The sequence below is a fragment of the uncultured Aquimarina sp. genome (assembly GCF_947492405.1).
In the GTDB taxonomy this organism is placed as follows: Bacteria; Bacteroidota; Bacteroidia; order Flavobacteriales; family Flavobacteriaceae; genus Aquimarina.
Genome location: NZ_CANLMP010000004.1, coordinates 516,978 through 542,068, shown reverse-complemented (window position 1 = coordinate 542,068; position 25,091 = coordinate 516,978). Strand labels below are relative to the sequence as shown.

Below are 25,091 nucleotides of genomic sequence, written 5' to 3'. Positions count from 1 at the left end.
CTATTTATACGGTTTATCGAATGATTATTCAATACCTCCTCCGGTAAGACAAAGATGAGTTGCTTGTGTACCTAAACAACATCCATTTGGTAATGGATAACCACCACAGGATCGACATTCTCTCGGAGTGTAGATAGGGCAACTAGCTTTGTTACTACCGCCATTTACAGATCTTTGTTCTTCTTTACTAAGAGTCTGAGCGTCTTTTAGATTTAAAATGCTTTTTAACATAATTAAAGTTTTAAGAATGATATTTCCCCAAACATTTAAAGACATTTGAGGTATATGTCTATAAGATTCTTAACGAAAAAACGGGGAATTTGTTGCTTTTTTATGTTGGTTATGATTTCTCTAACGATTTTTCTTTTTGGTTCAAGAACTTTTATAAAACATAGCTCTCATTAGTTTTCTCCTAAGGCGGAGGGGTGTAATTAATAACGATGTTACTAGTGGATTATTAAAAAACTTTAAAATCCAAGGTAACAATTCCATACTTCCGTACACATTCTTATGGTGGCTCTCTAGAGAGTCGAACACTTATAAGAATAGTAATCATAAAAAATTAGAAGTATGGCATTAGAGAATCTAATTAGCATAAGCTTTACAGAAGAAGAATTAACACAACTAGACCAGTACCTAGATGGTATCAAACAAATCTTAAACGGGAAGACCGTAAACCTTACCGCGGAGCAACGGACCCAATATGGGCGTATTGCTAATCAAAACAAGCTGATAGTAGACAAATCCAAAAATTATATGGAACAGCATCCGGATTGGGTGCCTAAATTTTTAGATAAAGAAGAGTTTGATAAAGATTACTTGGCACGTACACAGGTAGAAAGCCGAGTACAAAAACTAGAAAATCTGGGACAACAATTGATCGACACTAAAACGCTACTGGATCATGATAATTATTCTAATGCATTAAGCTTTTATCGTATGGTACGCTATCTAGCGGGAGAAAACGAACCTGGAGCAAAAACAGTGTATAATGATATGAAAGTTTTGTTCCAAAGATCCACCAATACCAATGTAGACACAGAATAGTAATTTGTTATAAATCCTTTTAAGGTTTCTCAAAAGGATTTTCTATGGGAGTATGGGAGTAAAGAAGATCGTCTATGGCATCTTGAACGGCATTGACCCTTACATTACACCTTCTAGCTATTTCAGAGATTCCCCGAAGCGTTATTAAGGTCTTTCGAAGGATTAAAAAGGTTCTTCGAACTATCATTTTTTGGATCAGAACCCCTAAAATTTGGGCAAGCAGCCCCGAAAATAAGGCTTATAGCCTTTATGATAAGCCTTGCAAGCTTTGCCGATATCAAAATATTCGTTGGTATACTCTTTCTAAGAAGTATTTTAATTCTTCGAATTACCTTTTTGAGGGCTAAAAGGAGGTGCGGAATGAGGTAAGCCCTATAACTAGATGCGATGATAAAATAAAAATATTGGAGTTAAAAAATGAGAGGCTTATTTACAGATTTCCGTAAACAATGAAAGGGGAATTCACCTATTTTTGACGCCGTTAAAAAAAAGAGTTATTTCCCGTATTAAGGGAGGGAATATTTAATTAAAAAACAAACAGATGAAAAAAAGAATTGTAAACTTTTGTTTAATAGTGATTGGAATACTATTATTAAACAGTTGTGAAAATGAGCAATTAGTAGATACTGTCTCAGCATCACAACAACTACCCACGAATACATCGATCGCTGTAGATAAAAATGAAATCCCAAATGTCGTAGGTTTTCTACAAAATAAAACAAAAGACGGATTAGAAATTAAACTTGCTGGCAAAAGTAATACAAGCTATACAGGAGAATTAGACTTAGAAAGTATAAAAGCAATTATACACGAGCAAGGTTCTGAGACCTATACTTTTAATATAAAAGATCAAAATAGATATCAGTCATTTAGTAACCTACACGCGTCTATACGAGACGGGAAACTATATACTTATGTACTTACGTATGAATTTGATAAGAGTTTTTATGATCATTTTGATTTTGCCAGATACTCTGGTACGATCACATTATCTAATCTAGAAGGAGAAATACTTAATGTTAGTAGGCTCGAAGAAGGAGCTCAAGTTGATACATTAGCCAAAACACATCATGATTGTTCTACAGTAACTTTTAGGCCTGGGGATAGTTATTGCGAAAGACCGTATGCAGGAGCTTGTGATGGTCCACCAGAGTATGACTACACCCACTGCGAATCTATATTAGATAGTACAGGAGGACTTCCTTGGAATAACTGTATGAGTTGTGATGATACAATTACTGGACCCGGTTCTAATTATAACAATAATAATGGATTAGGAGGAAGCAGTAATGGCGGAGATGGTAGTCTTGGTGATAACCAACTCTCTAATGTGATTATTTATGATGGTCGTTTTGTAGATAATCTTTCTAATTTATTGGGTAGGCCTATTGGTCTTGCAGAGTCTGGTTGGATTTTTAGTTCGCAACAAAACTATGAAGTAGCTACAGAGATTACTAATCTAATAAGCAGAGATAATTTGTTTTCAGACGTAACTAATCCAGAAGTCATAGCTTTAGGTAATACAATATTAGATGCTAGTATAGCTAATAATTTAACTACTGCTCAGGCATTATCTTTATTGAATCTTATAAAAGAAAATGGGGACTCTGCATTATCTTTTACTTTCTTTACTGAATTAATAAAAGCTAATACATCAGAGAATGCTCTAGAAAGGGAGATTGCCAATGGCATAATTCAATCAATAGAAAACAATACCATCTTTGATTTTTCTCCTTACATAAATCCTAATGCACAAACTACATCAACTGGCCCTACTGGAATTTGTCCTAGCCCTCCTTGCGACCCAACAGATGATTTTGAAGTTGTTTTTTCTTATGGAGGCGAGCTAATACAAGGGCTTAGTGATGCCTTTTATAGTAGTATACTTAGAAGTTATGAGTGGTGGGTAAGTGATGAGAGAGAAGGTAGATGGGTAAGACAGGTGTTGGAGTACAAAGAAATAGATTTTGATCAAGATATTGATGATGAAACCTTAGGGGAAATGTTTATTGTACGATATGATGGAAATCAATTAGTGATTAAATGGGATGCAGGTTTAGGAGTTGATTTAGTAGACTTAGGTTTTGATATTTTAGATGTTGCCACTATTATTTCGCCATCTCGTGGTGGTGGAGCTTTTTTAGCTGTAAACGGAGGAGCCAGAATAACAGCTGCTACCATGAAAACATATTTGGCTAAATTAAAAGAAATTGCAGAAACAACATTAGCCAGAGGTAGAGGATACAGCTCATTTGATAAATTTAAAGCTGTAGAAGGTAACGCATCTTCTGGTAATGCTTTGCATCATATAGTAGAACAAAATGGATATAAAAGATTAAATCAACAAAAGTTTGGTAAAACAAATATTCATAATACTAAGAATATTATTGATATTCCTAATGGAGCAGGAGAACTTCATAGAAGAGTGACGGGGTATTATAATAGTATAACACCATTTACCAACGGAAAAACAGTAAGAGAATGGCTAAGTACTCAAAGTTTTCAAGAGCAATACGATTTTGGGATAAAGGTTTTAAGAGAATTAGGATGGGACGGGATAACGGGCATTATTGATTAAATTTAATTAGATTTACTGCTATGGATTTTAGAAATATTAAAGAAGCAAAAGAAGCAATTATTGAGTATATCGAATTATATTCAGAATGCTCAAAGAGAGGGGATTACAAGGGCGCTAACAAGAATGTTAAGAAAATTTTATCAACTAAAGATTTTATTGAAGAAAACTATGGACTTGAAACATTAAAAGATTTATTAGATTCAGATGATGATAAAATTTTAGTTTGGATCGCTAAGTTTTTATTACCTATCTATGAAGAAATTTCCATAGCAGTTTTAGAAAAAGTCATTGCTTCTAATATTCCTGATTCTTCTTTTAGTGCTGAGATGATAATGAAAGAATGGAGAAAAAATCAATAATTTTTTAGAATAGATATATAGACCTTAATTTCGGCGCGTCCATATATTCGCCATAGACAAAACTATTTATCAAAAATTGATATATGAAATACGAATTATCAGAAGAGACTAAGCAAATTTTTTTACTACAAATACACGAGATAATAAATAAGACCGTTTATAGTGTCATAAAAAATTTTAAGGATTCTAAGAGCGACTTTTTATTTGATCAGAGTCTATTGAAAGAAGAAGAGCAGTTTTTTAATAAGATTAAAAAATCACCATTAGCTTGTTCTATTATTGAGGAGCTTTTGAGAGACGGATTAGATTCTGCTTTCTTCAATCTTACTAATCTTATTGATGGGATTAGTGCCCCGAACCCAGAGTTTGGAAAATGGAATGAAGTTTTACTAATTGATAAGCCAAAAGATTTTGAAGAAGATCCTAATTTTATGAAAGAATCTTTTCATGAGGCTTATGATATCTGGGAAAAAATGAATAGCCTGAATAAGTAATAAAATTATGAAATCTAATAAAGAAATACTAGATGATTACGGAAAAAAAATAATCTCTGAGTGTTATGATCCTGGAATTACTTATATAGATCAATTAAGAAAAAAAGAAAACCCTCCATTCATAATAGCCGAAGAAGCGAATTTTATAAAAAGTCTTAGTGATGAGCAAGTCAAGGGCTTAAAAAAAATTGTACATCGTACACAAAATAACTTTTTATTTGCATTATTCAGAATTTTCGAAGAAAAGGATGAGGAGTATAAAATGTTATATAACGATGAAGGTAGAGTAGTAGATTTTGTTAAAATTAGCGAAATGCTTAAAGCAGAACATCTTATTGAAAACGGTTGGATTGCACGTTTTAGTGAATTTGTAAAGGATGATGAGGTTATATAACTAAAATATCAATGAATATGGTAAAGCCAGCCTTTGTAAAATGAGGTTGGTAATACTATAATTTTAAAAATAATGAAAAACGTAAAGAAATTAAAGTATAGTATCTTATTCGTAATACTATTACACACCACAACGACAATAGCCCAGGTACAATGGATTGATGACTTTAAGTTAGGGCGTGCGATTGCCATAGAACAAAAAAAATGGATGGTAGTAGATTTTTGGGCCAGTTGGTGTGGTCCGTGTAGAAGAATGGATGACAAGCTTTGGCAAACAACAGCTATTAATACCATAAAAGATAATTTCGTATTTGTAAAAGTAAATTTTGATAGAAAAAGAGAGTTCGCCAAATACTTTAATATAAAATCGCTTCCGACGGTATTAATTATGGATCCTAATAAAGTGGTTATTGATAGAAAAACAGGATACAGACATACAGATGAGTATATAAACTGGTTTAAAAAAATCCCAAATCTCGATTTAGAAAACGTATATACTGCCATGATCCCCATGATTCAGAATCGAAAAAGTAGTTTGGCGCATCTTAAGCTTGGGGTAGCGTATCAGAATCTTGCTATGGATACGTCCAATGCTTTGATCAAAAGCGTATTCATAAAACAAAGTAATCAACAATTCAAGGTGATTCTAAAAAAAAGCAAAAATGAGGAGCTATTAGACAAGGTTCAATTATATAAGTTACTCAATAAAGCTATCGCTGGCAAAAGTAAAAGTGTTCTTAAAAAACTAAACCAAAAGACTCCTGTAAATTATACATCAGAGCTAGTACATTTTATAAAATGCTATTGCTACCTTAAAGAAGGTAACGATAAAGCCCTAGCTATCGAAAAACAACAGCTTAAAAATCCTGATATGTTGGCTCTGTTAGAACAATAAACTTGATAAAATTCCTAACGAAAAAACGGGGAATTTGTTGCTTTTTTAGATGCTTTAAAATTAGATTTTTCGCATTACTTACAAGAGGTTTTTTTGCAAAACTACTTAAGTGATCTTTGTATTTTATATCTAGTTTTGCTTCATTTCAGTCAATCCTTCTTTTATGGAGATAACATTAGTATATCCTAGTTCTTTTCGTGCTTTTTCATCGTTAACAGAAAACTCTCTTCCCATTAATCTGATCATTATAGGAGCAACCGGAGGTTTTGATTTTAATCCAAAAATTTTCCAAACAATATCACAAGCATTGGCAATAAAAGAGGCAAAACCTAAAGAAATATGATCATCACCCGGATATATACCTTGAGATTGTAGAAGTGATGTAAAGAAATCTTTCATAGGTCTGCGTTCTCCATCAGTAACAAAGTAGGCTTCCCCTCCTTTATCTGTTTTTATGGCCGCCAAGATAGCGCTCCCTAAGTTTTTAATGTGTATTGTAGAAAGTATTTGATCACCTTTTCCTAACCATTTCCATTTTCCTTCTTTTGCTTTCGCAAAAATCTCATCATAATGATGATTATTGTTTCCCCAAATAGCTGGGGGTCTTAAAGAAATAGTTTGGAAAGTTTTGGTGTTAGCAGAGAGTACTTCTCTTTCTGCAATCGCTTTAGTTTTTGGATATAATGCTTTTGGAAGTTCAAAACCACTATCTATTTCTTGAGCGTTGATTATAGGAGAACCTGCTATTACGGGAGCGGCACTTATATAAATAAACTTGGCGACACTATTCTTTTTGGCCATCCAAAGCAAGTTTTCGGTTGCTTTTACATTGATGTCGTAAAACTTTTTCTTATCATAGGAGAAATCCATGTAAGCTGCAGAATGAATTACAATATCACAGATTGATAAAGATTTGTCTGTATTTTTGGATAAAGAAGTAAGATCATCTAGTACAGGTGTAGCGCCTAGTTGTTGTATTTTTTGCGCAGAACTTTCACTTCTGGCTAATGCGTGAATCTGATGTCCGTTCTGAATAAGTAAAGGGATTAAATTTTGACCTACAAAACCAGATCCACCAGTTATAAAAATATTCATATATATTGTTTTTGTCAAAGCTATATACTGAAACAGGTGGATTGTTTACCCAATAAGACACTTAGTTATCCCTAAAAGACACTTATTATTTAACTTCTGATGGAAGTATCTTAAATTGTTTTTTAAAAGCTATAGTAAATTTTGAAGGGTGTGAGTAGCCAAGTTGATAACTGATTTCCGAAATAGTTTGAGACCTCTGAATAAGTGTACGATATGCATATTGCATTTTTGCTTGTAAGTGGTATTGGTAAGGAGAAGTCCCAAAGATCTGTTTAAAAGTATTCTTAAATTTTGTCAAACTCATTGCGGATTTCTGAGCAAGTTCTTCATTAGTCCCAATATCACAAGCGAAAGGATCCCGTAATTGTCCAGCTATCATAAATAGTTTTTTTAAATCATCTGAATTAATGTTTTCTGTAGAATTTAAAGCATCACGTTTAATAAGCTTTTCAATAAAGAGTGCTAAAAAACTTAATAGATTGGCATGCTTCTGAAAGAGGTTAATTTCTGGTAATATGCATTTTCTGAGATGATTTTCTGAATCAAGATCTAAATCTTCATATATCAATTGGCTTGAAGAAATTACTTCTTCAATATGTTCTAAATCTTCCTTTTTCTCAACATAACTTCTCAACATAGTTTTAGGGAATTTTACTAAAACTATGTTGAAAGGTACTCCAGTAGGACTTATGCTAAATACATTAGTACCTGGTTTATAAAATAACATTCCTGAAGAATTATCACGCTGTATCTCTATATCTTTTCCGTTAACTGTTTTATTAACTGATTGTTCTGATAGATTAATATTTAGTAAATAATAGGAGCTATTTTCTGTATTCTCCGAATGTGTTTCTACAGGTAGGTTTAATGAAAATTGCATGTGTAATAATTCTAAATTTCCATCAAAAATTATTTTTTTGGCAGTTCCAGAACCTAATTTTTTGGGAATGATAAAACCTCCTTTATTTATTTTGGCATCCAATTGACTTGCAAATTCCTGTAGGATGTCTTCATCTACTTTGATATTGAGTTGCATTCTCTAAATATAGTATAAATACAAATCTTATTTAATGTTATTTAGAAAATACCAATGTACCCTCTAATATAAACTCATCTGCAATTGCATTTTCTTTCATACGTTTAAAAATACTAGGCGAGTTATGGTTAACTCCATATTTGGTACGATCGATTGCATATTTAAATTTAAGAACGATACCGGATTCATTCTGTTTTAAGGTTGCTGGAATATTCTCTGTATTTGTTATCCCTTTGATAGTTAGTTTTCCTATTAAAATTATTGTATCGCTTTTAACACGTGCTTGGTTATTAATAGAAAAAGTAGCTTCTGGATATGTTTTTACTTCAAAAAAATCTTCATTCTTTAAATGACTTTTAAGGTTATTGTTTTCATGATCAATGCTTTTCATATTAATGATAATATTCAATGACGACATTGCAGCATCCGTCATAGAAAGAGTACCTTTTTTAGCGGCTATAGTTCCTTTTAACGAATAAGAGCTAAATGCTGCTTTACCTGTCCAGAACAGTGTAGATTTTCTGGTGTTTAACTCAAAATTTTGGGTATATGCTTTTTGTAATCCGACGTGTAGACAAAGAGTAATTAATAGTATTTGTACTATTTTCATTTTAGATATTTTTTAGTTTAAAAGCGTATTCGTAGTTTCAATTTTTTCATATCCGCAGACAGTTTTACCATCTTTTGTAACTCCAATAAAGTACCACATAGCCCATCCTCCAAAAAGAGAGTTATCTGTGCGCCAATTTTGTGACCAGGTGTATGGTTCAGATTGCTTCAAAATTCCTTTTTTAGTTCCAAAATTTTTGTTTAATTCTTTTAGCGAATAGGACTTTCTTAAATTCCAGGTGTCGTTATAAAATAAATAGGCTCCATACTCAATGATTTTAATCTCACTTTCTCTGCACAAAATAGCGGTATTGTGTTTCCAGTAATATCGATCATCAATCTTAATAGGATCAATGATTTTTGGAAAGTTGTTTACTTCAATTGCTCTGGGTAAGCTTTTTAGTTTTTCGGGTAGTTGATCATTTATGGGAGTCCCATATTGTATTTGAGCAGTCAATGAATTTAACGTGAGTGCGATTAATAGTACAATTATTGTTTTCATAATCTTATTATTTTATTTTTTCAGCAATCCAAACGGCTAAAAACCCTCTCTCAACAGCGTGTGTAGAACCATATAGTTTTCCGTCTTTGTAGTAAAAGCTAGTATTATAACTTCCGCTATTGTCACCAGAAATGAGGGCAACATAAATAACGTCTCGTTGTGTATTAATTTTTCCTTCTTTTATTTCAACTCCTTCTCTATAAAATGTTCCCTGTACTGAATTAGCATCTATTTTGTTTATGCGCATCATAGCAAAATTGGTATCTGTTTTATCCTGCGGACTCATATCCAATTGCCATTCGCCAACTAGTAACTTTAGATTTTTATTGTTTTCCTGGGAAAAGCTTGAGAGAGAAGTCATGAAAAGAATAAGTAGACTTACTTTTTTTAAGATCGTGAGATGTTTCATTTTTCTGATTTTAGAATTTATTTGAAACAAATATTGATCAAATGCAGAAAAGAATCGTTTCAATTTGCTAAATGAGACGGATTTTTAGAGAAATAAATGGCGCAATTTTTTAATTGAAACCTTTATTATTTTGATTTCAGAGCACTTGGAGGATTTCCGGTAATTTTCTTTACAGCTCTGTTAAAAGAGGCTTTAGAATTAAAACCTGCTTCATATGCTAAAGCAAGAAGAGTAAGATTGTCATTTTTGGGATTATCAAGCAACCTTTTTACTTCTTCAAAACGAAGTTCGTTGATGTAATCAGTAAACTTTTTTTGATATAGGGTGTTTAAGCATTTAGTAACCAAATAAGGCTTTACGGAAAGTTGTTTTGACAGAGAAGCTAGGGTGAGTTCTGGATTTTTGTAGAGTAACTCTTCTTCCATTTTGGCCTCTAAAGTTTTAGCAATGTTTTGTAATTGTTCTTTTTCTTTATCAGAGATGATCGCTATTTCTTTAAAAGCAGATTCTTTTCTTCGAGCAAAACCTTCTAGACCTAGCCAATAAGTGATAATTGCCATTCCAATAAAGACTGGATGCCCGTAGAAAAAATTACTAGCAAAATTGAAAAAGAAAAAATCAATTAATATCCCAAGTACATAAATTATAGAGAATATTTTCATTACTAAAACAACTCTCTTGATCCACTCAATTTTTTCTGGAAGAATTTTATACCCTTCTATCTGAATAGTATTACTAAGTATTTTTTCTGCTTTGATACTATAAAAAATGATTAATGCTCCAGAAATGATAAACATTGTAGGGTAATGCATCCATACCACATAGCCCCAATATCCTAACCAGGATAGGCTCTCACGAGTGCCATCCCAATAAAAATTTTGTGTTTTTATAAAAAAGCTCCATAAAAACTCTATCAATACAGGTAAGAAATGAATCCAATCTTTACGTATCAATCTGAATTTTGGATTGACATAGCTTTTTACAAAAAAATAGATAAGTGTTCCGTAAATCCAATTGTATTCTAATAGTATGTGATACCAGAAATCGTATCGCCCCAGCCCAAAAATGTTTAGAGTTTCTACTATAAGTCGATAGGAGAAGAAGAATAGTATAGTAGCTAGAAACCGATTAGCAATATAATGTAGTCCTTTTTTTTGCCATAAAATAATGCCAAAAATGATTCCTTGTAAGGCACCAATACATAGTAATATGATCAAAAGTATCTCTAATGTTTCCACTGCACTAAAGATATAGAAGAAGATTTAAGAAACAACTTTTTCTTTATAATATCGATACAAATCCTCTGATGAAGCACCTAACCATCTTCTCATATGAATATTAAGAAAGTGGTATTGTAATCGCCAAACGCCAACTTCTCTATAGCGCCTAGCGGAGGTAACAACATATTTAGGGATGATAACAAATTTGTTTATTGCAAAAAGTCGATCAACTAAATCATTGTCTTCGTATACTACGTAAGCTTCATCATAGCCATTTATTTTTTTGAATAATGATGCTGTGATAAACTGACTTTGATCTCCTCCACGACATCGTTTACTTTCGAACTGTGTTAACCAACCCAGGAAACGAAGCCACCAATGATTAGAGTCGAATTTCATTCGGAAACATCCGGCTTCATTTTCTCTATAAACTTCTTCTACAATATATTGATCGTAGTTTTTTGGAGGAAAAGAATCAGCGTGCAAGAAATAAAGGATATCTCCAGAAGCTTTAGCGGCTCCGGCATTCATTTGTTTAGCACGCCCTTTTTCTGAACAAACTACTTTAATCGTAGTGCTTTGTGTGTTCGAAAAGTTTTGTACGGTTTTTATAGATTCGTCTACACTTCCACCATCTACAATAATAATTTCTTCGATAGTGTCTTTAGTATTTGCAACTTGTATCAAATGGGAAAGCAGCTTACAAATTGTAGCTGCTTCATTTAGAATTGGGATGATTATTGATATTTTCAAAAGTTTGGATATTATGCGAATATAAAATTACTCATTTAAACTCCAATCGTATTTTTTATATCCTTTCTTTTTTTGTTTATCAATCTTAACTTCTGAATACTTATTGATAAAAGCCTTAGCATCTTCTCCATCTACTTTGAAATCTTTTTTAAACCAACTGAATATTTTAGATACTTCAACTACTTCTTCAGTTATTGTATTTCTTTTAGGATCATTTATAAAATTCCTAGTTAGAGTTTCTAACGCATCATCTACATTTCTAGCTGTAAATGCTCTATTCCATACTATTGGACAAGAGAATGAAGCACAATTAATGGCAAAATGAATTCTAGGGTCTCCAAGTTTTCTAAGAATTTTATGCTCTAATTCATTTAAACTATGCAAAACACCATCGATTTTGAAAAATTGCCTATCCCAAGGATCTTTAATGTCTTTGATACTCTTTAATGGGTAATTATCTATGATTAATTTTATGGTATATGCATTGTAAGCATTGATCCAGTATGCTAGTGTTTCTTCTTTACTCCACGCATCGGTTGGAGCATTGTCTGAAAGGTATGTGAAATACGCATACAATTGAGCACTATCCCTCATAAATCCTTTGTAATCTACTTTTCCGTCTTCAGAAACATTAATTAACAAAATTTGATCCCAGACTGCGTGATCAAGTTTTTGTTGTGCCTTTGATTGAAAAGATAATAATGCAAGTAATGTTAATATAATTATTTTAGGGCTCTTCATTTTTTATATTCTTTTTACAAATGGTTAATTGTTTTCTACTGTGATTTAACTTTTTTTGTTTTCAAATAACGAAATCTTTATTAAATATTCGTTAAATACTTGGTGTTAGTCCAAAGTTTGTGCCACTCCTTACAATTTTGTAATTGGTGGTTTTAGCGACGCTCATTTAGACTCCAATCATATTCCATATATTCTCCATCCATTATTTTGTCGATTTTTTTGTCTGAGTATTGGTTTATAAATGATACAATATCTCCTTCTTTAAAATCATCTTTATACCATTGGAATACCATCGAGATATTTACTTTCTCATCTGTAATTACATTTTTTGCAGCGTTATTTATGAATTGATATGATTTGTCTTCTAAAGCCTCCATAATGTTCTTGGCAGTGTACGCTCTGTTCCATAGTTTAGGAGAAGATTTTGTGGCACAATTAAGTAGGAAATGAATTCGGGGTTCATTCATTTTTCGTAAGATAGTATGCTCAATATCATCAAGACTATACGGTGTGCCTCCAACAGTTATTTGCTTTTGTTTCCATGGGTTTTCAATATCGTTTATGGATTTAACAGGATAATTGTCGATAATCATTTTCATCGCAATAGCATTGTACAGGTTTATCCAATAGGCAAGTTTTTCTTCCTTGCTAGAGTTTTCTGTTGGATAATTTTCAGATAGTGATTTGAAATATTTGTCAAATAAAAACTTATCTCTTATGAAACCAGGGTAATTAACTTTTCCTTCATTAGAAACATTGATTAATAAAATTTGATCCCAAACCATGTGGTCAATATGATCTTGAGCTTTCGTCTGGAAAGATTTTGACATAAGTAAGGCTAATACAGTTGTTTTTAAAGCATTCATTTTTAAAATTTTAGTAGGTTATTATTAGTAAATTTGGTTTAATTTTTTTCAGATAGTATCTAAGAGGTAACCTTAGTGTTAAACTACAACCTGAAAAATTTTAAACCTTGGTCTGTGTTTTGGTTTTATTCTTACATATAATTTTGAATTACAGTAAAATAGAGTGGTTTTTGTCATTTGATACTTGTATTTTGTTATTGTAGATTAAGGTTGGATTCCGTATTATTGCAATCGAACTATTTTAATATGATTAGTACAGTTTTAACACTCCCTTGTGGCGTGACATTAAATAATAGATTGGTGAAATCTGCCATGACCGAACGCATTAGTAATAATAGGTATGAACCTACAGAAGGACACGAACAATTGTATAAAGATTGGTCGGAAACTGGAGCAGGACTATTAATTACAGGTAATGTTGTCATAGATCGTAAACATCTGGAATCTGCAGGTAATGTATGTTTTGACGATGATAAAATGTTACCAAAACTAAAATTCTGGGCTAACGCAGGTAAAAAACATGGAAATCATATATGGGTTCAGATTTCTCATTCCGGAAGACAGACGAATAGATTTGGTACCAATAGACCTTTAGCACCATCAGAAGTGCAGTTAAAGAAATTAGGGCTTTTTGGCAAACCCAAAGCAATGAAAGAACAGGATATTCAAGATGTGATCCAACGTTTTGTTAAAGCTGCTAAACTAGCCAAGGAAGCTGGTTTTACAGGGGTTCAGATTCATTCTGCTCATGGGTATCTATTAAGTCAATTCTTATCCCCCATTACTAATATGAGACCAGATCATTGGGGAGGTAGTATAGAAAATCGTAGTCGATTATTACTCACCATTATTAGAGATGTTAGAAAAGCTGTTGGAGCTGATTTTCCAATATCTGTTAAGTTAAATTCAGCAGATTTTCAGAGAGGAGGATTTACCGAAGAAGAATCACTGGAAGTAATAAAGATGTTAGATCAAGAAAAGATTGATCTGCTAGAAATATCTGGAGGGACTTATGAAAAACTAGCTTTCTTTATATTGAATGAAGAAGATTCTGAACTTAAAGAAAGTACCAAACAAAGAGAAGCATATTTTATTGATTTTGCTAAGAAAATTAGAGCTATAAGTAAGTTGCCGCTAATGATTACCGGTGGTTTTAGATCCTATGATTTTTGTAATGAAGTATTATCCAATGGAGAGGTGGATTTGATCGGTATGGCACGTCCTTTTATTACCAATCGAGAAGATATATCTAAATTTCTAGAAGGAGAATTACCAAATCTTAAAAACTTGGTACTCCGCACTGGATTAAAACAATTCGAAGATGCCGCGGAAGGTGGTTTTTACGCTAGACAACTTATTCGGTTTTCTAAAGGAAAAGGATTAAAAACTAATATGAACCCACTTTGGTGTTCTATGTTTTTAATATTATATGAATTCCGAAAAGCAATGGCTAAGAAACTGGCTTAAAAAAATAATCCCTAAAACAGTTAACAGTTTTAGGGATATAAAATTTTTGTTTCAAAAGCTTAACAACATCCGCCACCGTCATAGTGGTAGGTAGATTCGCTAATGAAAATATCATCTCTTCCCAGATCTGCAAGAGCACCAGCAGTTTTATCACAAACCGCAATAGGCTGGTTTTTTAATAATACGTGTCCTTTTTTATCATCAAAATAATCTTCATCACCATAATAAATGGCGGCCTTACCAGTAAAAATACATGGTCCGTCTTCTGGCATAGGATCTTTGATTGCAGCAACTTCGATAGATTCTATATAGATTAATTCATCGGTTTCATAATTTTTAGGATCCAAAATACGATATGGTTTACGTGCTCTAATTTCTATAGTTCCAAAACCAACATCTGTTAATGCTTTAACGTACTCGGCAATTGGTAAACTACCACTTAGGCATAAAGCTCTTAATCGTTCATCGTTTCTTAGGGTATCATTCATAGGTTGCTCACAAGTGGGATCACTCATCACTAATCTACCGTGAGGTTTTAATACTCGATACATTTCCTCGATCGCTTTTTTTAAATCCTCTGCTTTAAAAATATTGAACAAACAATTTTGAGCAGCAACATCGATACTATTATCTTCTACAGGAAGATTTAGAGCATCACCAAACCTTAGGTCGACAAACTCACTCTTGAACCATTCATTTTGTTCTTCTGCTTCTTTAAAATTTTTGCGAGAAGCATCTAGCATTTCTTGTACTACATCAATACCAATTACACCTCCTTTTTGACGAGAGAAATATGAAAATTGTAATAATTCCATTCCACCACCAACACCAACATAAAGTGTTTTTGGATTGTTGGTTAAATCACGAGCATTTACCGTACTTCCGCAGCCATAATTCATTTCTTGCATGATTTTTGGGATTTTTAATCCAGGTAGTTCCCAAATAGGATTTGTGGTACAGCATAAACCTACATCAGGAGTTAATGCTGCTTCTTTGTATACATCATGCGTGGTTTCTAAATAGCTCATATTTTTGTTTTCTTTATTTTGAAGGGATACTTACTTAATTCGTTAATGTTTAGAGAGATTTTATCAATTCTTTGAATAAAAGGATCATTTCTGGTTCTGCTTTTCCAGCCATAGCGATAATCTCGTCAATATTTACAGGTTGTAGATTGTCTGGGTCGCATTCGTCTGTAAGAACAGATACTGCTGCAACTTTAAGATCTAAATGATTAGCTACAATAATTTCAGGAACTGTGCTCATTCCTACCGCATCTGCTCCAATGATTTTAAGATAACGATATTCTGCACGAGTTTCTAATTGTGGCCCTACTACAGAAGCATATACGCCTTTGTGTAGATTAATGTTATTTTCTTTAGCGATGGATTCTAATTTTGCATTAATTGTAAGATCATAAGGAGCACTCATATCTGTAAAACGAGTGCCTAATTGTTCCACTCCTTTAAATGCTAATGGAGATCCTCCCTGAAGATTAATATGATCATCAATCAGCATTAACTCACCTTTTTTAAAGTCTAAATTAATCGCTCCGGATGCATTAGAAACCAAAAGTGTTTTGATTCCTAATTGGTGCATAATTCTAACGGGATAGGTCACATCTTGTAGAGAGTAACCCTCGTAGAGATGAAAACGTCCTTGCATTACCACTACTTTTTTACCTGCTAAATTTCCATAGATTAATCTTCCTTTGTGGAATTCTACTGTGGCTGTAGGAAAATTAGGAATGTGATTATAACTTACTTCTTTTATAATTTCAATTTCATCCAGTAATTGTCCTAATCCTGTTCCTAAGATGATACCTATTTCAGGATTGTCAAATCCTTTTTCTTGTAAGTATTCGGTAGTTTCTTTAATGTATTTAGTCATTTTGATAGCTTAATAAATGTTGAAAAACTGAGATATCCTTTATATCTTCATAATAATCTATATCATTACGTTCTTCTAATAGTTTAATATTTGTATGTTGTAAATCGTTTAATGTATTTTGAAGAACTGTATTTGTTCCCCAAGATTTGTTTTGAAAAACTTGAGAAGTTAACTTTTTCATACCTAGTAAATAATACCCTCCATCTTCTGCGGGACCTATTACATAATCATTTTTTTTTAGCGCATAGAATGCGTTCTGTATATCAGATTGACTTAGGTCATACATATCACTCCCAATAATAATAATATTGGTATAACCTGCTTTAAACCCATTTTTGAAAGCGTTATACATTCGCTCACCAAGATCTTCTCCTTTTTGTTGTTGTTTTTCATAAACAGTAGGATTCCAGATATCGTTCTCTCCAATTTTTGTAGAATAGTATACTTGTTTTGCTACTGTAAGATTTTTGGTAATCGATACCGTATGCTCTAACAATAGCTCATAAACTTCTAGAGCGGCATGATCCCCTATGGTTGCCGCTAATCGAGTTTTACATTTACCCAATTCAGGATTTCGGGTAAAAATCATTAATAGGTTCTTTTCTTTCACTGTGTATATACTTTTTTTCCTTTATGTAACCATTTTCCCCACTGTTTGGAAAATGCATGTATTTTATCTGTTTCTTTTCCTAAAGAGTCAATCACTTTATTGTTGGCATTTTTCCATTCAAAAATTCCTCCATATAAATTATAAACATTTTGATAGCCTACTTTTTTTAATTTTTCTGATATATCTTCTGATCGTATTCCTAAGCTACAGTATACTACAATCTTTGATTTTTTATTTACATTTTGATTGGATACAGTATTAATATCAAAATGATCATACCCTACATAGATTGCATTTTGTAGATGACTAGTATTATATTCATTTATTTCTCTAGCATCTAATAAGATTACTTCGCTTTGTATCTCACTTAATTCTTTTACTGAGATATATGGAATGCTTTCATTATTGTATTGATCCAATAATGCATCAAGCGAATCTTGGCTAATAGCTAAAAAAGGAAGTAAAATTAATAATGGTACTACTATTATTTTTCTCATATATAGCAACTTGTCTAGTTAATATGTCTATCTGATGTAATTGATTGTTAAAGTGCAGATCTATTTATAGAGACCAGTTTTTAAACCTGTATTCAGGTCTATTTTATAAAGCTTCTTTTTGAGATAGGTAATAATAAGATCTAAAAAGTGTAAAAACTGGAATTCGAAAAAATAGGAGAACCTTTATTGTAAAAGGATTCGAGATAACAGGTTTTTTTTGTGGAATTAATATGTTTTGATATCTCTGTTAAAGAGTTTGTAATATAATATATAATAGCCTGAAGGGCTTTAGAAAGAGTGAAATTAAGTTTAGAAATAATTTTTAGATCGTCTACCGTATCAATATCATATAAGACCTCCAGTTGCGCAACTTCAATTTCTGTATTTTTAATTAAAAATGATATACTCTTCGCTAAATGTTTTGACTGCCAGGGAAGTTTTAAGAAAGTATCTATATTGAACTGAGATTTATGCAATCCCATTAGATAAAATCCACCATCAGCTGATGGTCCTAAGACAAACTTACTGTTTTCAAGTTGTCTGGCACTCTCTAATAAATGATGTTTCTTTAAATGAGGTGTGTCATTTCCTATAGTGATTATATTCTCGAATCCAAGATCATAGGTAGTTTGGATTGCATTTACAAAACGTTCTCCAAAGGTTTTTCCGTTTTGATTTTTTTCTGTAAATACAAAAAACGGAAGCCTGGAGCTTTCTACAACTGCAAGTGTTTTTTTAGTAAGCTCTGTAAACAGTTTTTCACCTCCAACAATTGATTTATGCAGAAGCTCTTCCTTAGAGGAGTTTGCAAAAATTAATATGGCGGTCTTTCTATTCATTTATCGCTATTTACTATGCAACTGTTCCTTGACAACTACTTCCTGCGCCAGCAGTACAACCGTAACAGTGTTGAGAGATAATAATATTTCTGTTTTGTAGTAGTTCTTCATTATACTCACTAATATGTTTTACTTTACTAGCAACTTTAAGATCTAACATTTGGTTAAAATCACAATCATATAACCAACCATCCCAACTTATAGAAATAGTATTAGTACACATTACATTTGCTACAGCAGATGGATTATACGCTTCTACCAGTGCATACATATAATCTTCATAATTTTCTGAAGCAATTAGATAATCTAAAAATCTACTGATCGGTAAATTAGTAATTGCAAACAAATTATGAAAGTGAATTCCAAAATCTTCTAATAAAGCTTTTTTAAAATCTTTTTCCATGGACGCTTGATCACCTGGTAAAAAAGCACCAGATGGATTATAAACCAAATCTAATCTCAAGCCACTATCTGGCATGCCATATCCACGTTCATTAAGTTCCTGAAGTGCTTTAATAGATTTGTCAAAAACACCATCTCCTCGTTGTTTGTCAGTTTTACCTCTAGTCCAATGAGGCATTGAGGAAACTACATGTACATTATGTTTTTTGAAAAAATCAGGTAAATCATAGTACTTTTTATTTGCTCTGATAATGGTAAGATTACTTCGTACAATAAAATCTTTGATTCCGGCTTTACTGGCTTCTTCTACAAACCATCTAAAATTAGGATTCATTTCTGGAGCACCTCCTGTTAAATCTAAGGTGTGAGCTCCTGTTTTCTTAATAACTTCGAGACACTGTTGCATGGTCTCCTTAGTCATAATTTCTTTTCGATCAGGACCTGCATCTACATGACAATGTTCGCAAACCTGGTTACACATATATCCTACATTAATTTGGAGTATTTCCAATTTATTAGGGCGCAATGTGTCATATCCAATTTCGGCAATTTTATCAGCGAATTTTGGCAATTCTCCATTTGCAAAAATACCATTATTCAGAATCTCTAATTGTCTATTAGAGTTAGCCAGTTCGTTATTTCTTTTCTTTAGTGACTTAGTAGCCATACATTGTTTTTAGCGGTAATATTCTCTTTTTGATAAAGTAAAGCGTATGAATGGTAATCTGTTTACATTGACAATTTTTCGTATTTATTCATCATCTGCACACCGTGTACCAATGTAGCTCCACTCTCTATAGCTGCTCCAGCGTGCACGGCTTCCATCATTTCTTCTTTAGTAATTCCTCTCTGAAGTCCATCCTTCGTATAGGCATCAATACAATAAGGACATTTTACTACGTGAGAGACTGCTAATGCAATTAAAGACTTTTCGCGTGCAGTTAATGCACCTTCTTCAAAAACTTTTCCATAGTAATCAAAGAATTTAGTTCCAAGTTCTTCACTCCATTCTGTTATCTTTCCAAATTTTCTTAGATCCGCGGGATCGTAATATGTTTTAGACATGCTGTGTCATTTTTTAGTTACAGACATTTACTGTTAGTCGTATAGAATTTACCAAAACTTACAATAAACTTATATTTATTTTATAAGGACTAAAATCATCATTATGCGGTTAAAATAAAAGCTAATGTTAAATAATTAAGTCTTTTTTTTACAAATTGTTGGTTATAAAAAGATGAAAAGACTTGAATTGTATACTTATTAAAGTATTGCTTTAATTTTGATATTGGTTTTTTTAATTGCAATTGTTAAGATAATGAGCTTCTTTTTAATTTGAAAATAGATAGATAATATTTAGCCGTATTTATAAAATTCTTTGATTTAATATATATAATTAATCTTTACTAGGTTTTGTTTCGTAAGCTGGTCAATCATTTCTTCTTTTAACAGTTAGAAAACATAAATGACTGAATTACAGTGTTTTTTTTGAATATTTAAAAATTATCTTTAAACTTTTATTGTAACATGTAAATACAATGTTAAGATTGGTTTATTATAGCGAATTAGGATGTAATGTTGTAGTTTTATCAATATTCATAGTAAAAAATCTAAAATATTTATTTACTCTTTAAATGATTATAGAGTTAATATTTTTTAAGTAAATAGAGAAGATAGATTTGTTTAATCATTTATTGCAAATAACTAAAAAGCAAAATCAGTGAAAATTTATAAAAAATTTAATTTTAGGAGTACTAACATAATTATTACAATAGGTCTTTTATTAATGGTTCCTAAATTTAGTTTTTCTCAAGATAAGGAGAGTCAAGAGTCTTCAGATATTATTGAAAGAAAAGTAGATTCTCTACTTTCTTTGATGACAATTAAAGAAAAAATAGGACAGCTTGTATTATATAATGGAAGTTGGGATGTAACCGGACCACCTTCTGATGTAGGAAACAAAGAAAAATATGAAAAACTGAAAAACGGAGAAGTTGGAGCTATGCTTAATGCTACATCGGTTGCAGGAACTAAAGAATTGCAGAAAACTGTTATAGAAAATTCACGATTAAAAATACCATTACTTTTTGGATACGATGTTATACATGGTTTTAAAACTATGTTTCCTATCCCGCTTGGAGAAAGCGCAAGTTGGGATTTAGAGGCAATCACAAAGTCATCATCTATAGCTGCAAAAGAAGCAACTGCTTCTGGGATTAATTGGGCATTTGGACCTATGATGGATATTTCTAGAGATGCTCGTTGGGGTAGAGTTATGGAAGGAGCTGGAGAGGACCCTTTTTTAGCATCAAAAATTGCCGTTGCTAGAATAAAAGGTTTTCAGGGGAATGATTTATCCAATAAGAATACGTTAGCTGCTTGTGCTAAGCATTTTGCAGCATATGGTTTTGCAGAAGGAGGAAGAGATTATAATACAGTAAGTATTGGTGAGTATGAGTTGCATAATACAGTATTACCTCCTTTTAAGGCCGCGGTTGGTGCCGGTGTTGCTTCTATGATGAGTTCGTTTAATGAAATCGATGGTATACCAGCAACTGGGCATAAAGGACTGCAGAGAGATATTCTTAAGAATACTTGGGATTGGGACGGATTTATAGTTTCTGATTGGGCATCTATTGCAGAGATGATATTTCATGGGTATGCAAAGGATAAAACACATGCTGCAGAACTAGCGATACATGCTGGTAATGATATGGATATGGAAGGAAGAGCTTATGAAACAGGTTTAGAGCAGTTGGTAAAAGAGGGAAAGGTAGATGAAAAACTAATCGATGATGCTGCTAAGAGAATACTTCGAGTTAAATTTAAGTTGGGATTATTTGATGACCCATATAAATATTGTGATGAAGAAAGAGAGAAAAAAGATGTATATACTAAAGAACATATAGAAGCTTCTAGAGATGTAGCAAGAAAGTCTATCGTTTTGTTAAAAAATGACAACGATGTATTGCCCCTTAAAAAAAATATCAAAAGTATTGCCGTTATAGGCCCCTTAGCCGATGATAAAGATACTCCCATTGGTAGTTGGAGAGGTATGGCAACCCCTAATTCTGCAGTTTCACTTCTAGAAGGAATTAAAACTGCAGCTAATCAAGGTGCTAAAATATCATATGCTAAAGGAGTAGAACTTGGAGTGGGTGATAGGAGTTTTGTGCGTGATTTAAAAGTAAATAGGGATAGTTTTGAAGGTATTGAGGAGGCAGTAAAAATAGCTAAAGATGCAGAAGTCGTAGTTTTAGCTATTGGAGAAGAAGCTTTTCAGTCTGGAGAAGCTAGAAGTCAAGTAAGTATTGAGTTAACAAAGCCTCAACAAAAATTATTCGAAGAGATCTATGCGATTAATAAAAATATAGTGGTGGTGCTTATGAATGGGCGTCCTATGGCAATTTCAGATATTGCAGAAAAAGTACCTTCGATATTAGAAACCTGGCATTTGGGTTCAGCATCTGGAAATGCAATTGCAGATGTTTTATTTGGGGATTATAATCCTTCTGGTAAACTACCTGTTTCTTTTCCAAGAAATGTTGGTCAGTTACCATTATATTACAATGTAAAAAATACAGGGAGACCTTCAAACCTTGATGGGATGGTGTTTTGGTCACATTATACTGATGAAAAAAATGATGCTCTATATCCCTTTGGACATGGATTAAGCTACACAACTTTTAAATATAAAGATTTAAAAATAAGTGCTCCGTCTTTTTCTTCTGGAGGAAATCTGTCTGTTTCGGTAACTGTTACAAATACCGGTAAGAGAAAAGGGAAAGAAGTGGTGCAATTATATATTAGGGATTTAATTGGAAGTTTAACACGTCCGATAAAAGAACTAAAAGGATTTGAGTTAATTGAACTAGAACCTAAAGAAAGTAAAACAGTTACTTTTAGTATTAGTGAAGAGACAATTCAATTTTATACAGCAAATAAAAAATGGGAAGCTGAATCTGGGGATTTTAAAGCTTTTGTAGGAGGTACTTCGAATACTGATCTTGAAGTCAATTTTTCTTTTAAAAAATAAAATGATGCAAAAATTATATATAATATTGTTGGTTCTAGTTGTAGCAAGTTGTAGTTCAGAATCAAATAAAGAGGATGAGAAGTCAATGTCAGAAAAATCAATTATAAGTACAGAATTAGATACTAAAGTAGCAACCTTACTTTCTAAAATGACTTTAGAAGAAAAGGTTGGCCAAATGACACAGATTACGCTTGATGTTGTAACAAAAGGTGATAATCAATATAGCTCATCTCAACCTTATGCGTTAGATTCTGCGTTGGTACATAAAGCTATCCATACATATAAGGTTGGTTCAATACTTAACACTCCAGGAGTGCCTTTGTCAAGACAGGATTGGTATAAAACTATTAAAACCTTTCAAGATGAGGCGGCAAAAACACCAAGGCAGATTCCAATTATTTATGGAATAGATGCCATTCACGGAGTAAACTATACTATCGGAGCCACATTATTTCCGCAACAAATAGGATTGGCGGCAACTTTTAATAAAGATCTGGTAAAAGAAGCAGCAAAAATATCTGCTTATGAAACCAGAGCTTCTTCGATTCCTTGGAATTTTTCTCCTGTTTTAGGTTTAGGGAGAAATCCGTTATGGCCAAGATTGTGGGAAACATTTGGAGAAGATGTGTACTTAGGGAAAACCATGGGTGTTGCTATGGTAGAAGGGTATCAGGGAACATTAGGAGATCCGAATACCGTTGCTTCCTGTATGAAACACTATTTAGGGTATAGCGTTCCACTTTCTGGTAAAGATCGAACGCCAGCATGGATACCAGAGAGAGAGCTAAGACAATATTTTTTACCAGCATTTAAAGAAGCAGTAGATGCAGGGTCGGTAACTTTAATGATTAATTCTGGAGAAATTAATGGCGTTCCCGTGCACGCAAGTAAGTTTTTGCTAACAGATGTATTAAGAGGCGAATTAGGTTTTGATGGCATAGCGGTTACAGATTGGGCAGATATAAATTACCTTCATACACGACATAAAGTAGCAGAAACTATTAAAGACGCAATTAAAATGTCTGTTAATGCAGGAATAGATATGAGTATGGTGCCTCATGATTTTGAATTCGCAGAATTATTGGTGGAACTTGTAAAAGAAGGAAGTGTTTCTGAAGAAAGAATCAATAGTGCAGTTTCTAGAATCTTAAAAGTTAAAATGCAATTAGGATTGTTCGAAAATCCAGTAACAGATCCAAAAAAATATCCAGATTTTGGTTCGGATAAATTTGCTGCCGTGAGTAAGAAAGCAGCAGTAGAATCGTTTACATTATTAAAAAATAAGGACAATATCCTTCCTCTAGAAAAGAGTGCTAAAATATTAGTAACAGGTCCAACTGCTAATACTATGAGATCGCTTAATGGAGGCTGGTCTTATAATTGGCAAGGTAGCGAAGCTGATAATTATGCAAAAGATAAGAATACAATTGCAGAAGCTTTTACGAATTTAGGTAATGCTACATTTATACAAGGAGTTTCTTTTGAAGGAGAAAGTAATATTGATGCAGCAGTAAAAGCTGCAAAACAAAGTGATGTAATAGTATTATGCTTAGGAGAGAACTCATATACGGAAACTCCAGGAAATATAAATTCCATCTTGATGCCGAAGGATCAAATCAACTTGGCAAAAGCACTGTCTAAAACTGGGAAAAAAATAATACTTGTTCTATTAGAAGGAAGGCCAATTATTTTTAATGAAATAGAACCGTTAGTTGATGCAGTTTTTATGGGATATTTACCAGGTAATCATGGAGCAGATGCTTTAGTAGATTTATTATTTGGGATGGAAAATCCATCAGGAAGGTTACCTATTAATTATCCAAAACATCCGCACGCGTTTGTGAATTATAATCATAAACACTCGGATAATATTTCTGTGCCTAATTATTATGAATCTGATTACGATCAGCAATATGAATTTGGAGATGGATTATCTTATACTAGTTTTGAATATACCAATTTATCGATTAGTTCTGCAGAAATGGATCAGAAGGGATCAATTGAAGTTTCTGTAGATATTACTAATACAGGAAGTAGAAAAGGAAAAGAAACTGTGTTACTTTTTATAAGTGATCTATATGCCAGCATTACACCAGAAGTTCGTGCACTAAAAGGATATGATAAGATAGCATTGAATAAAGGAGAATCTAAAAAAGTTTCATTTACAATCACAAAAGATGAATTATCCTTTGTTAATGAAAATTTAGAAACAGTTGCGGAACCAGGTGATTTTGAAATTAGAATCGGAGATTTAAAGAAAAAAATTAAGCTTAAATAACTGCCTAGACTTAGTGTCTGTCTTTTTGGTAAATTAGCATTGATGACTTATTAATATTTTATAAACAAGTAGTTT

General features: G+C 32.5%; 26 protein-coding genes. 9 read left to right on the top strand and 17 right to left on the bottom strand.

Annotation, left to right across the window (positions count from 1 at the left end):
• Positions 1-24: 24 nt before the first annotated feature.
• On the bottom strand, positions 25-231 hold the full coding sequence (locus Q0829_RS16965; protein ID WP_298545382.1) for a hypothetical protein: 207 nt from the start codon (positions 229-231) through the stop codon (positions 25-27).
• A 339-nt stretch (positions 232-570) separates the two neighbouring features.
• Here Q0829_RS16965 and Q0829_RS16960 point away from each other — a divergent pair, with 339 nt between their 5' ends.
• The 6 genes from Q0829_RS16960 to Q0829_RS16935 all read left to right on the top strand — a co-directional run bounded on the left by Q0829_RS16960 (position 571) and on the right by Q0829_RS16935 (position 5,766).
• The gene (locus Q0829_RS16960; RefSeq protein WP_298545380.1) at positions 571-1,047 is read left to right on the top strand and encodes a hypothetical protein; all 477 of its coding nucleotides are present in this window, start codon (positions 571-573) and stop codon (positions 1,045-1,047) included.
• A gap of 541 nt (positions 1,048-1,588) precedes the next feature.
• Positions 1,589-3,625, top strand: coding sequence for a hypothetical protein (locus Q0829_RS16955; protein ID WP_298545378.1), 2,037 nt, complete (start codon positions 1,589-1,591; stop codon positions 3,623-3,625).
• 20 nt (positions 3,626-3,645) lie between these two features.
• Entirely contained in the window at positions 3,646-3,984 is a 339-nt protein-coding gene (locus Q0829_RS16950; protein ID WP_298545376.1) for a hypothetical protein, read from the top strand.
• Positions 3,985-4,067: 83 nt separating this feature from the next.
• Positions 4,068-4,478, top strand: coding sequence for a hypothetical protein (locus Q0829_RS16945; RefSeq protein WP_298545374.1), 411 nt, complete (start codon positions 4,068-4,070; stop codon positions 4,476-4,478).
• Positions 4,479-4,485: 7 nt separating this feature from the next.
• Positions 4,486-4,872, top strand: coding sequence for a hypothetical protein (locus Q0829_RS16940; RefSeq protein ID WP_298545372.1), 387 nt, complete (start codon positions 4,486-4,488; stop codon positions 4,870-4,872).
• 72 nt (positions 4,873-4,944) lie between these two features.
• Positions 4,945-5,766, top strand: a complete 822-nt coding sequence (locus tag Q0829_RS16935; protein ID WP_298545370.1) for a thioredoxin family protein — start codon at positions 4,945-4,947, stop codon at positions 5,764-5,766.
• A 129-nt stretch (positions 5,767-5,895) separates the two neighbouring features.
• On the opposite strand, the gene Q0829_RS16930 is transcribed toward Q0829_RS16935, so the two are convergent.
• The 9 genes from Q0829_RS16930 to Q0829_RS16890 all read right to left on the bottom strand — a co-directional run bounded on the left by Q0829_RS16930 (position 5,896) and on the right by Q0829_RS16890 (position 12,997).
• Positions 5,896-6,861, bottom strand: coding sequence for an NAD(P)-dependent oxidoreductase (locus tag Q0829_RS16930; RefSeq protein WP_298545368.1), 966 nt, complete (start codon positions 6,859-6,861; stop codon positions 5,896-5,898).
• Between the two features lie 85 nt (positions 6,862-6,946).
• A complete protein-coding gene (locus Q0829_RS16925) occupies positions 6,947-7,897 on the bottom strand; it encodes an AraC family transcriptional regulator (protein WP_298545366.1) in 951 nt (316 codons plus the stop codon).
• A 37-nt stretch (positions 7,898-7,934) separates the two neighbouring features.
• The gene (locus tag Q0829_RS16920) at positions 7,935-8,507 is read right to left on the bottom strand and encodes a YceI family protein (RefSeq protein WP_298545364.1); all 573 of its coding nucleotides are present in this window, start codon (positions 8,505-8,507) and stop codon (positions 7,935-7,937) included.
• A gap of 12 nt (positions 8,508-8,519) precedes the next feature.
• Positions 8,520-9,008: a hypothetical protein gene (locus tag Q0829_RS16915; RefSeq protein WP_298545362.1), complete on the bottom strand. Its 489-nt coding sequence runs from the start codon at positions 9,006-9,008 to the stop codon at positions 8,520-8,522.
• A gap of 7 nt (positions 9,009-9,015) precedes the next feature.
• Entirely contained in the window at positions 9,016-9,417 is a 402-nt protein-coding gene (locus Q0829_RS16910) for a hypothetical protein (protein WP_298545360.1), read from the bottom strand.
• Between the two features lie 125 nt (positions 9,418-9,542).
• Positions 9,543-10,655 carry a helix-turn-helix domain-containing protein gene (locus Q0829_RS16905; protein WP_298545357.1) on the bottom strand — a complete coding sequence of 371 codons (1,113 nt, stop codon included), beginning with the start codon at positions 10,653-10,655 and terminating at the stop codon, positions 9,543-9,545.
• A gap of 24 nt (positions 10,656-10,679) precedes the next feature.
• Complete coding sequence (locus Q0829_RS16900; RefSeq protein ID WP_298545356.1) at positions 10,680-11,390, bottom strand: TIGR04283 family arsenosugar biosynthesis glycosyltransferase; 711 nt, start codon at positions 11,388-11,390, stop codon at positions 10,680-10,682.
• A gap of 27 nt (positions 11,391-11,417) precedes the next feature.
• Positions 11,418-12,131, bottom strand: a complete 714-nt coding sequence (locus tag Q0829_RS16895; protein ID WP_298545354.1) for a DUF547 domain-containing protein — start codon at positions 12,129-12,131, stop codon at positions 11,418-11,420.
• 152 nt (positions 12,132-12,283) lie between these two features.
• On the bottom strand, positions 12,284-12,997 hold the full coding sequence (locus Q0829_RS16890) for a DUF547 domain-containing protein (RefSeq protein WP_298545351.1): 714 nt from the start codon (positions 12,995-12,997) through the stop codon (positions 12,284-12,286).
• A 246-nt stretch (positions 12,998-13,243) separates the two neighbouring features.
• Here Q0829_RS16890 and Q0829_RS16885 point away from each other — a divergent pair, with 246 nt between their 5' ends.
• A complete protein-coding gene (locus tag Q0829_RS16885) occupies positions 13,244-14,464 on the top strand; it encodes an NADH:flavin oxidoreductase/NADH oxidase family protein (protein WP_298545348.1) in 1,221 nt (406 codons plus the stop codon).
• A 59-nt stretch (positions 14,465-14,523) separates the two neighbouring features.
• Here the strand turns inward: Q0829_RS16885 and arsM are convergent, their stop codons facing one another.
• The 7 genes from arsM to Q0829_RS16850 form a co-directional block, all read right to left on the bottom strand.
• Positions 14,524-15,492: an arsenosugar biosynthesis arsenite methyltransferase ArsM gene (gene arsM, locus Q0829_RS16880; protein WP_298545346.1), complete on the bottom strand. Its 969-nt coding sequence runs from the start codon at positions 15,490-15,492 to the stop codon at positions 14,524-14,526.
• A 49-nt stretch (positions 15,493-15,541) separates the two neighbouring features.
• Positions 15,542-16,354, bottom strand: a complete 813-nt coding sequence (locus tag Q0829_RS16875) for a purine-nucleoside phosphorylase (protein ID WP_298545343.1) — start codon at positions 16,352-16,354, stop codon at positions 15,542-15,544.
• Complete coding sequence (locus Q0829_RS16870) at positions 16,347-16,973, bottom strand: TIGR04282 family arsenosugar biosynthesis glycosyltransferase (protein ID WP_298545647.1); 627 nt, start codon at positions 16,971-16,973, stop codon at positions 16,347-16,349. Before Q0829_RS16870 ends, Q0829_RS16875 begins: the two co-directional genes overlap by 8 nt.
• On the bottom strand, positions 16,961-17,461 hold the full coding sequence (locus Q0829_RS16865) for a rhodanese-like domain-containing protein (protein ID WP_298545340.1): 501 nt from the start codon (positions 17,459-17,461) through the stop codon (positions 16,961-16,963). The genes Q0829_RS16870 and Q0829_RS16865 overlap by 13 nt, the downstream gene beginning before the upstream one ends.
• Before the next feature lie 140 nt (positions 17,462-17,601).
• Positions 17,602-18,300: a DUF2064 domain-containing protein gene (locus tag Q0829_RS16860; protein ID WP_298545337.1), complete on the bottom strand. Its 699-nt coding sequence runs from the start codon at positions 18,298-18,300 to the stop codon at positions 17,602-17,604.
• Positions 18,301-18,313: 13 nt separating this feature from the next.
• Positions 18,314-19,369 (bottom strand): arsenosugar biosynthesis radical SAM (seleno)protein ArsS, encoded by a 1,056-nt coding sequence (gene arsS / locus Q0829_RS16855; RefSeq protein ID WP_298545334.1) that lies wholly within the window; start codon positions 19,367-19,369, stop codon positions 18,314-18,316.
• 62 nt (positions 19,370-19,431) lie between these two features.
• Entirely contained in the window at positions 19,432-19,767 is a 336-nt protein-coding gene (locus Q0829_RS16850) for an arsenosugar biosynthesis-associated peroxidase-like protein (RefSeq protein ID WP_298545331.1), read from the bottom strand.
• Between the two features lie 655 nt (positions 19,768-20,422).
• On the opposite strand from Q0829_RS16850, the gene bglX reads away from it, so the two are divergent.
• Together bglX and Q0829_RS16840 are read left to right on the top strand one after the other, a co-directional pair.
• Positions 20,423-22,738, top strand: a complete 2,316-nt coding sequence (bglX, locus tag Q0829_RS16845) for a beta-glucosidase BglX (protein ID WP_298545328.1) — start codon at positions 20,423-20,425, stop codon at positions 22,736-22,738.
• A 4-nt stretch (positions 22,739-22,742) separates the two neighbouring features.
• On the top strand, positions 22,743-25,016 hold the full coding sequence (locus tag Q0829_RS16840) for a glycoside hydrolase family 3 N-terminal domain-containing protein (protein ID WP_298545326.1): 2,274 nt from the start codon (positions 22,743-22,745) through the stop codon (positions 25,014-25,016).
• Positions 25,017-25,091: the final 75 nt, after the last annotated feature.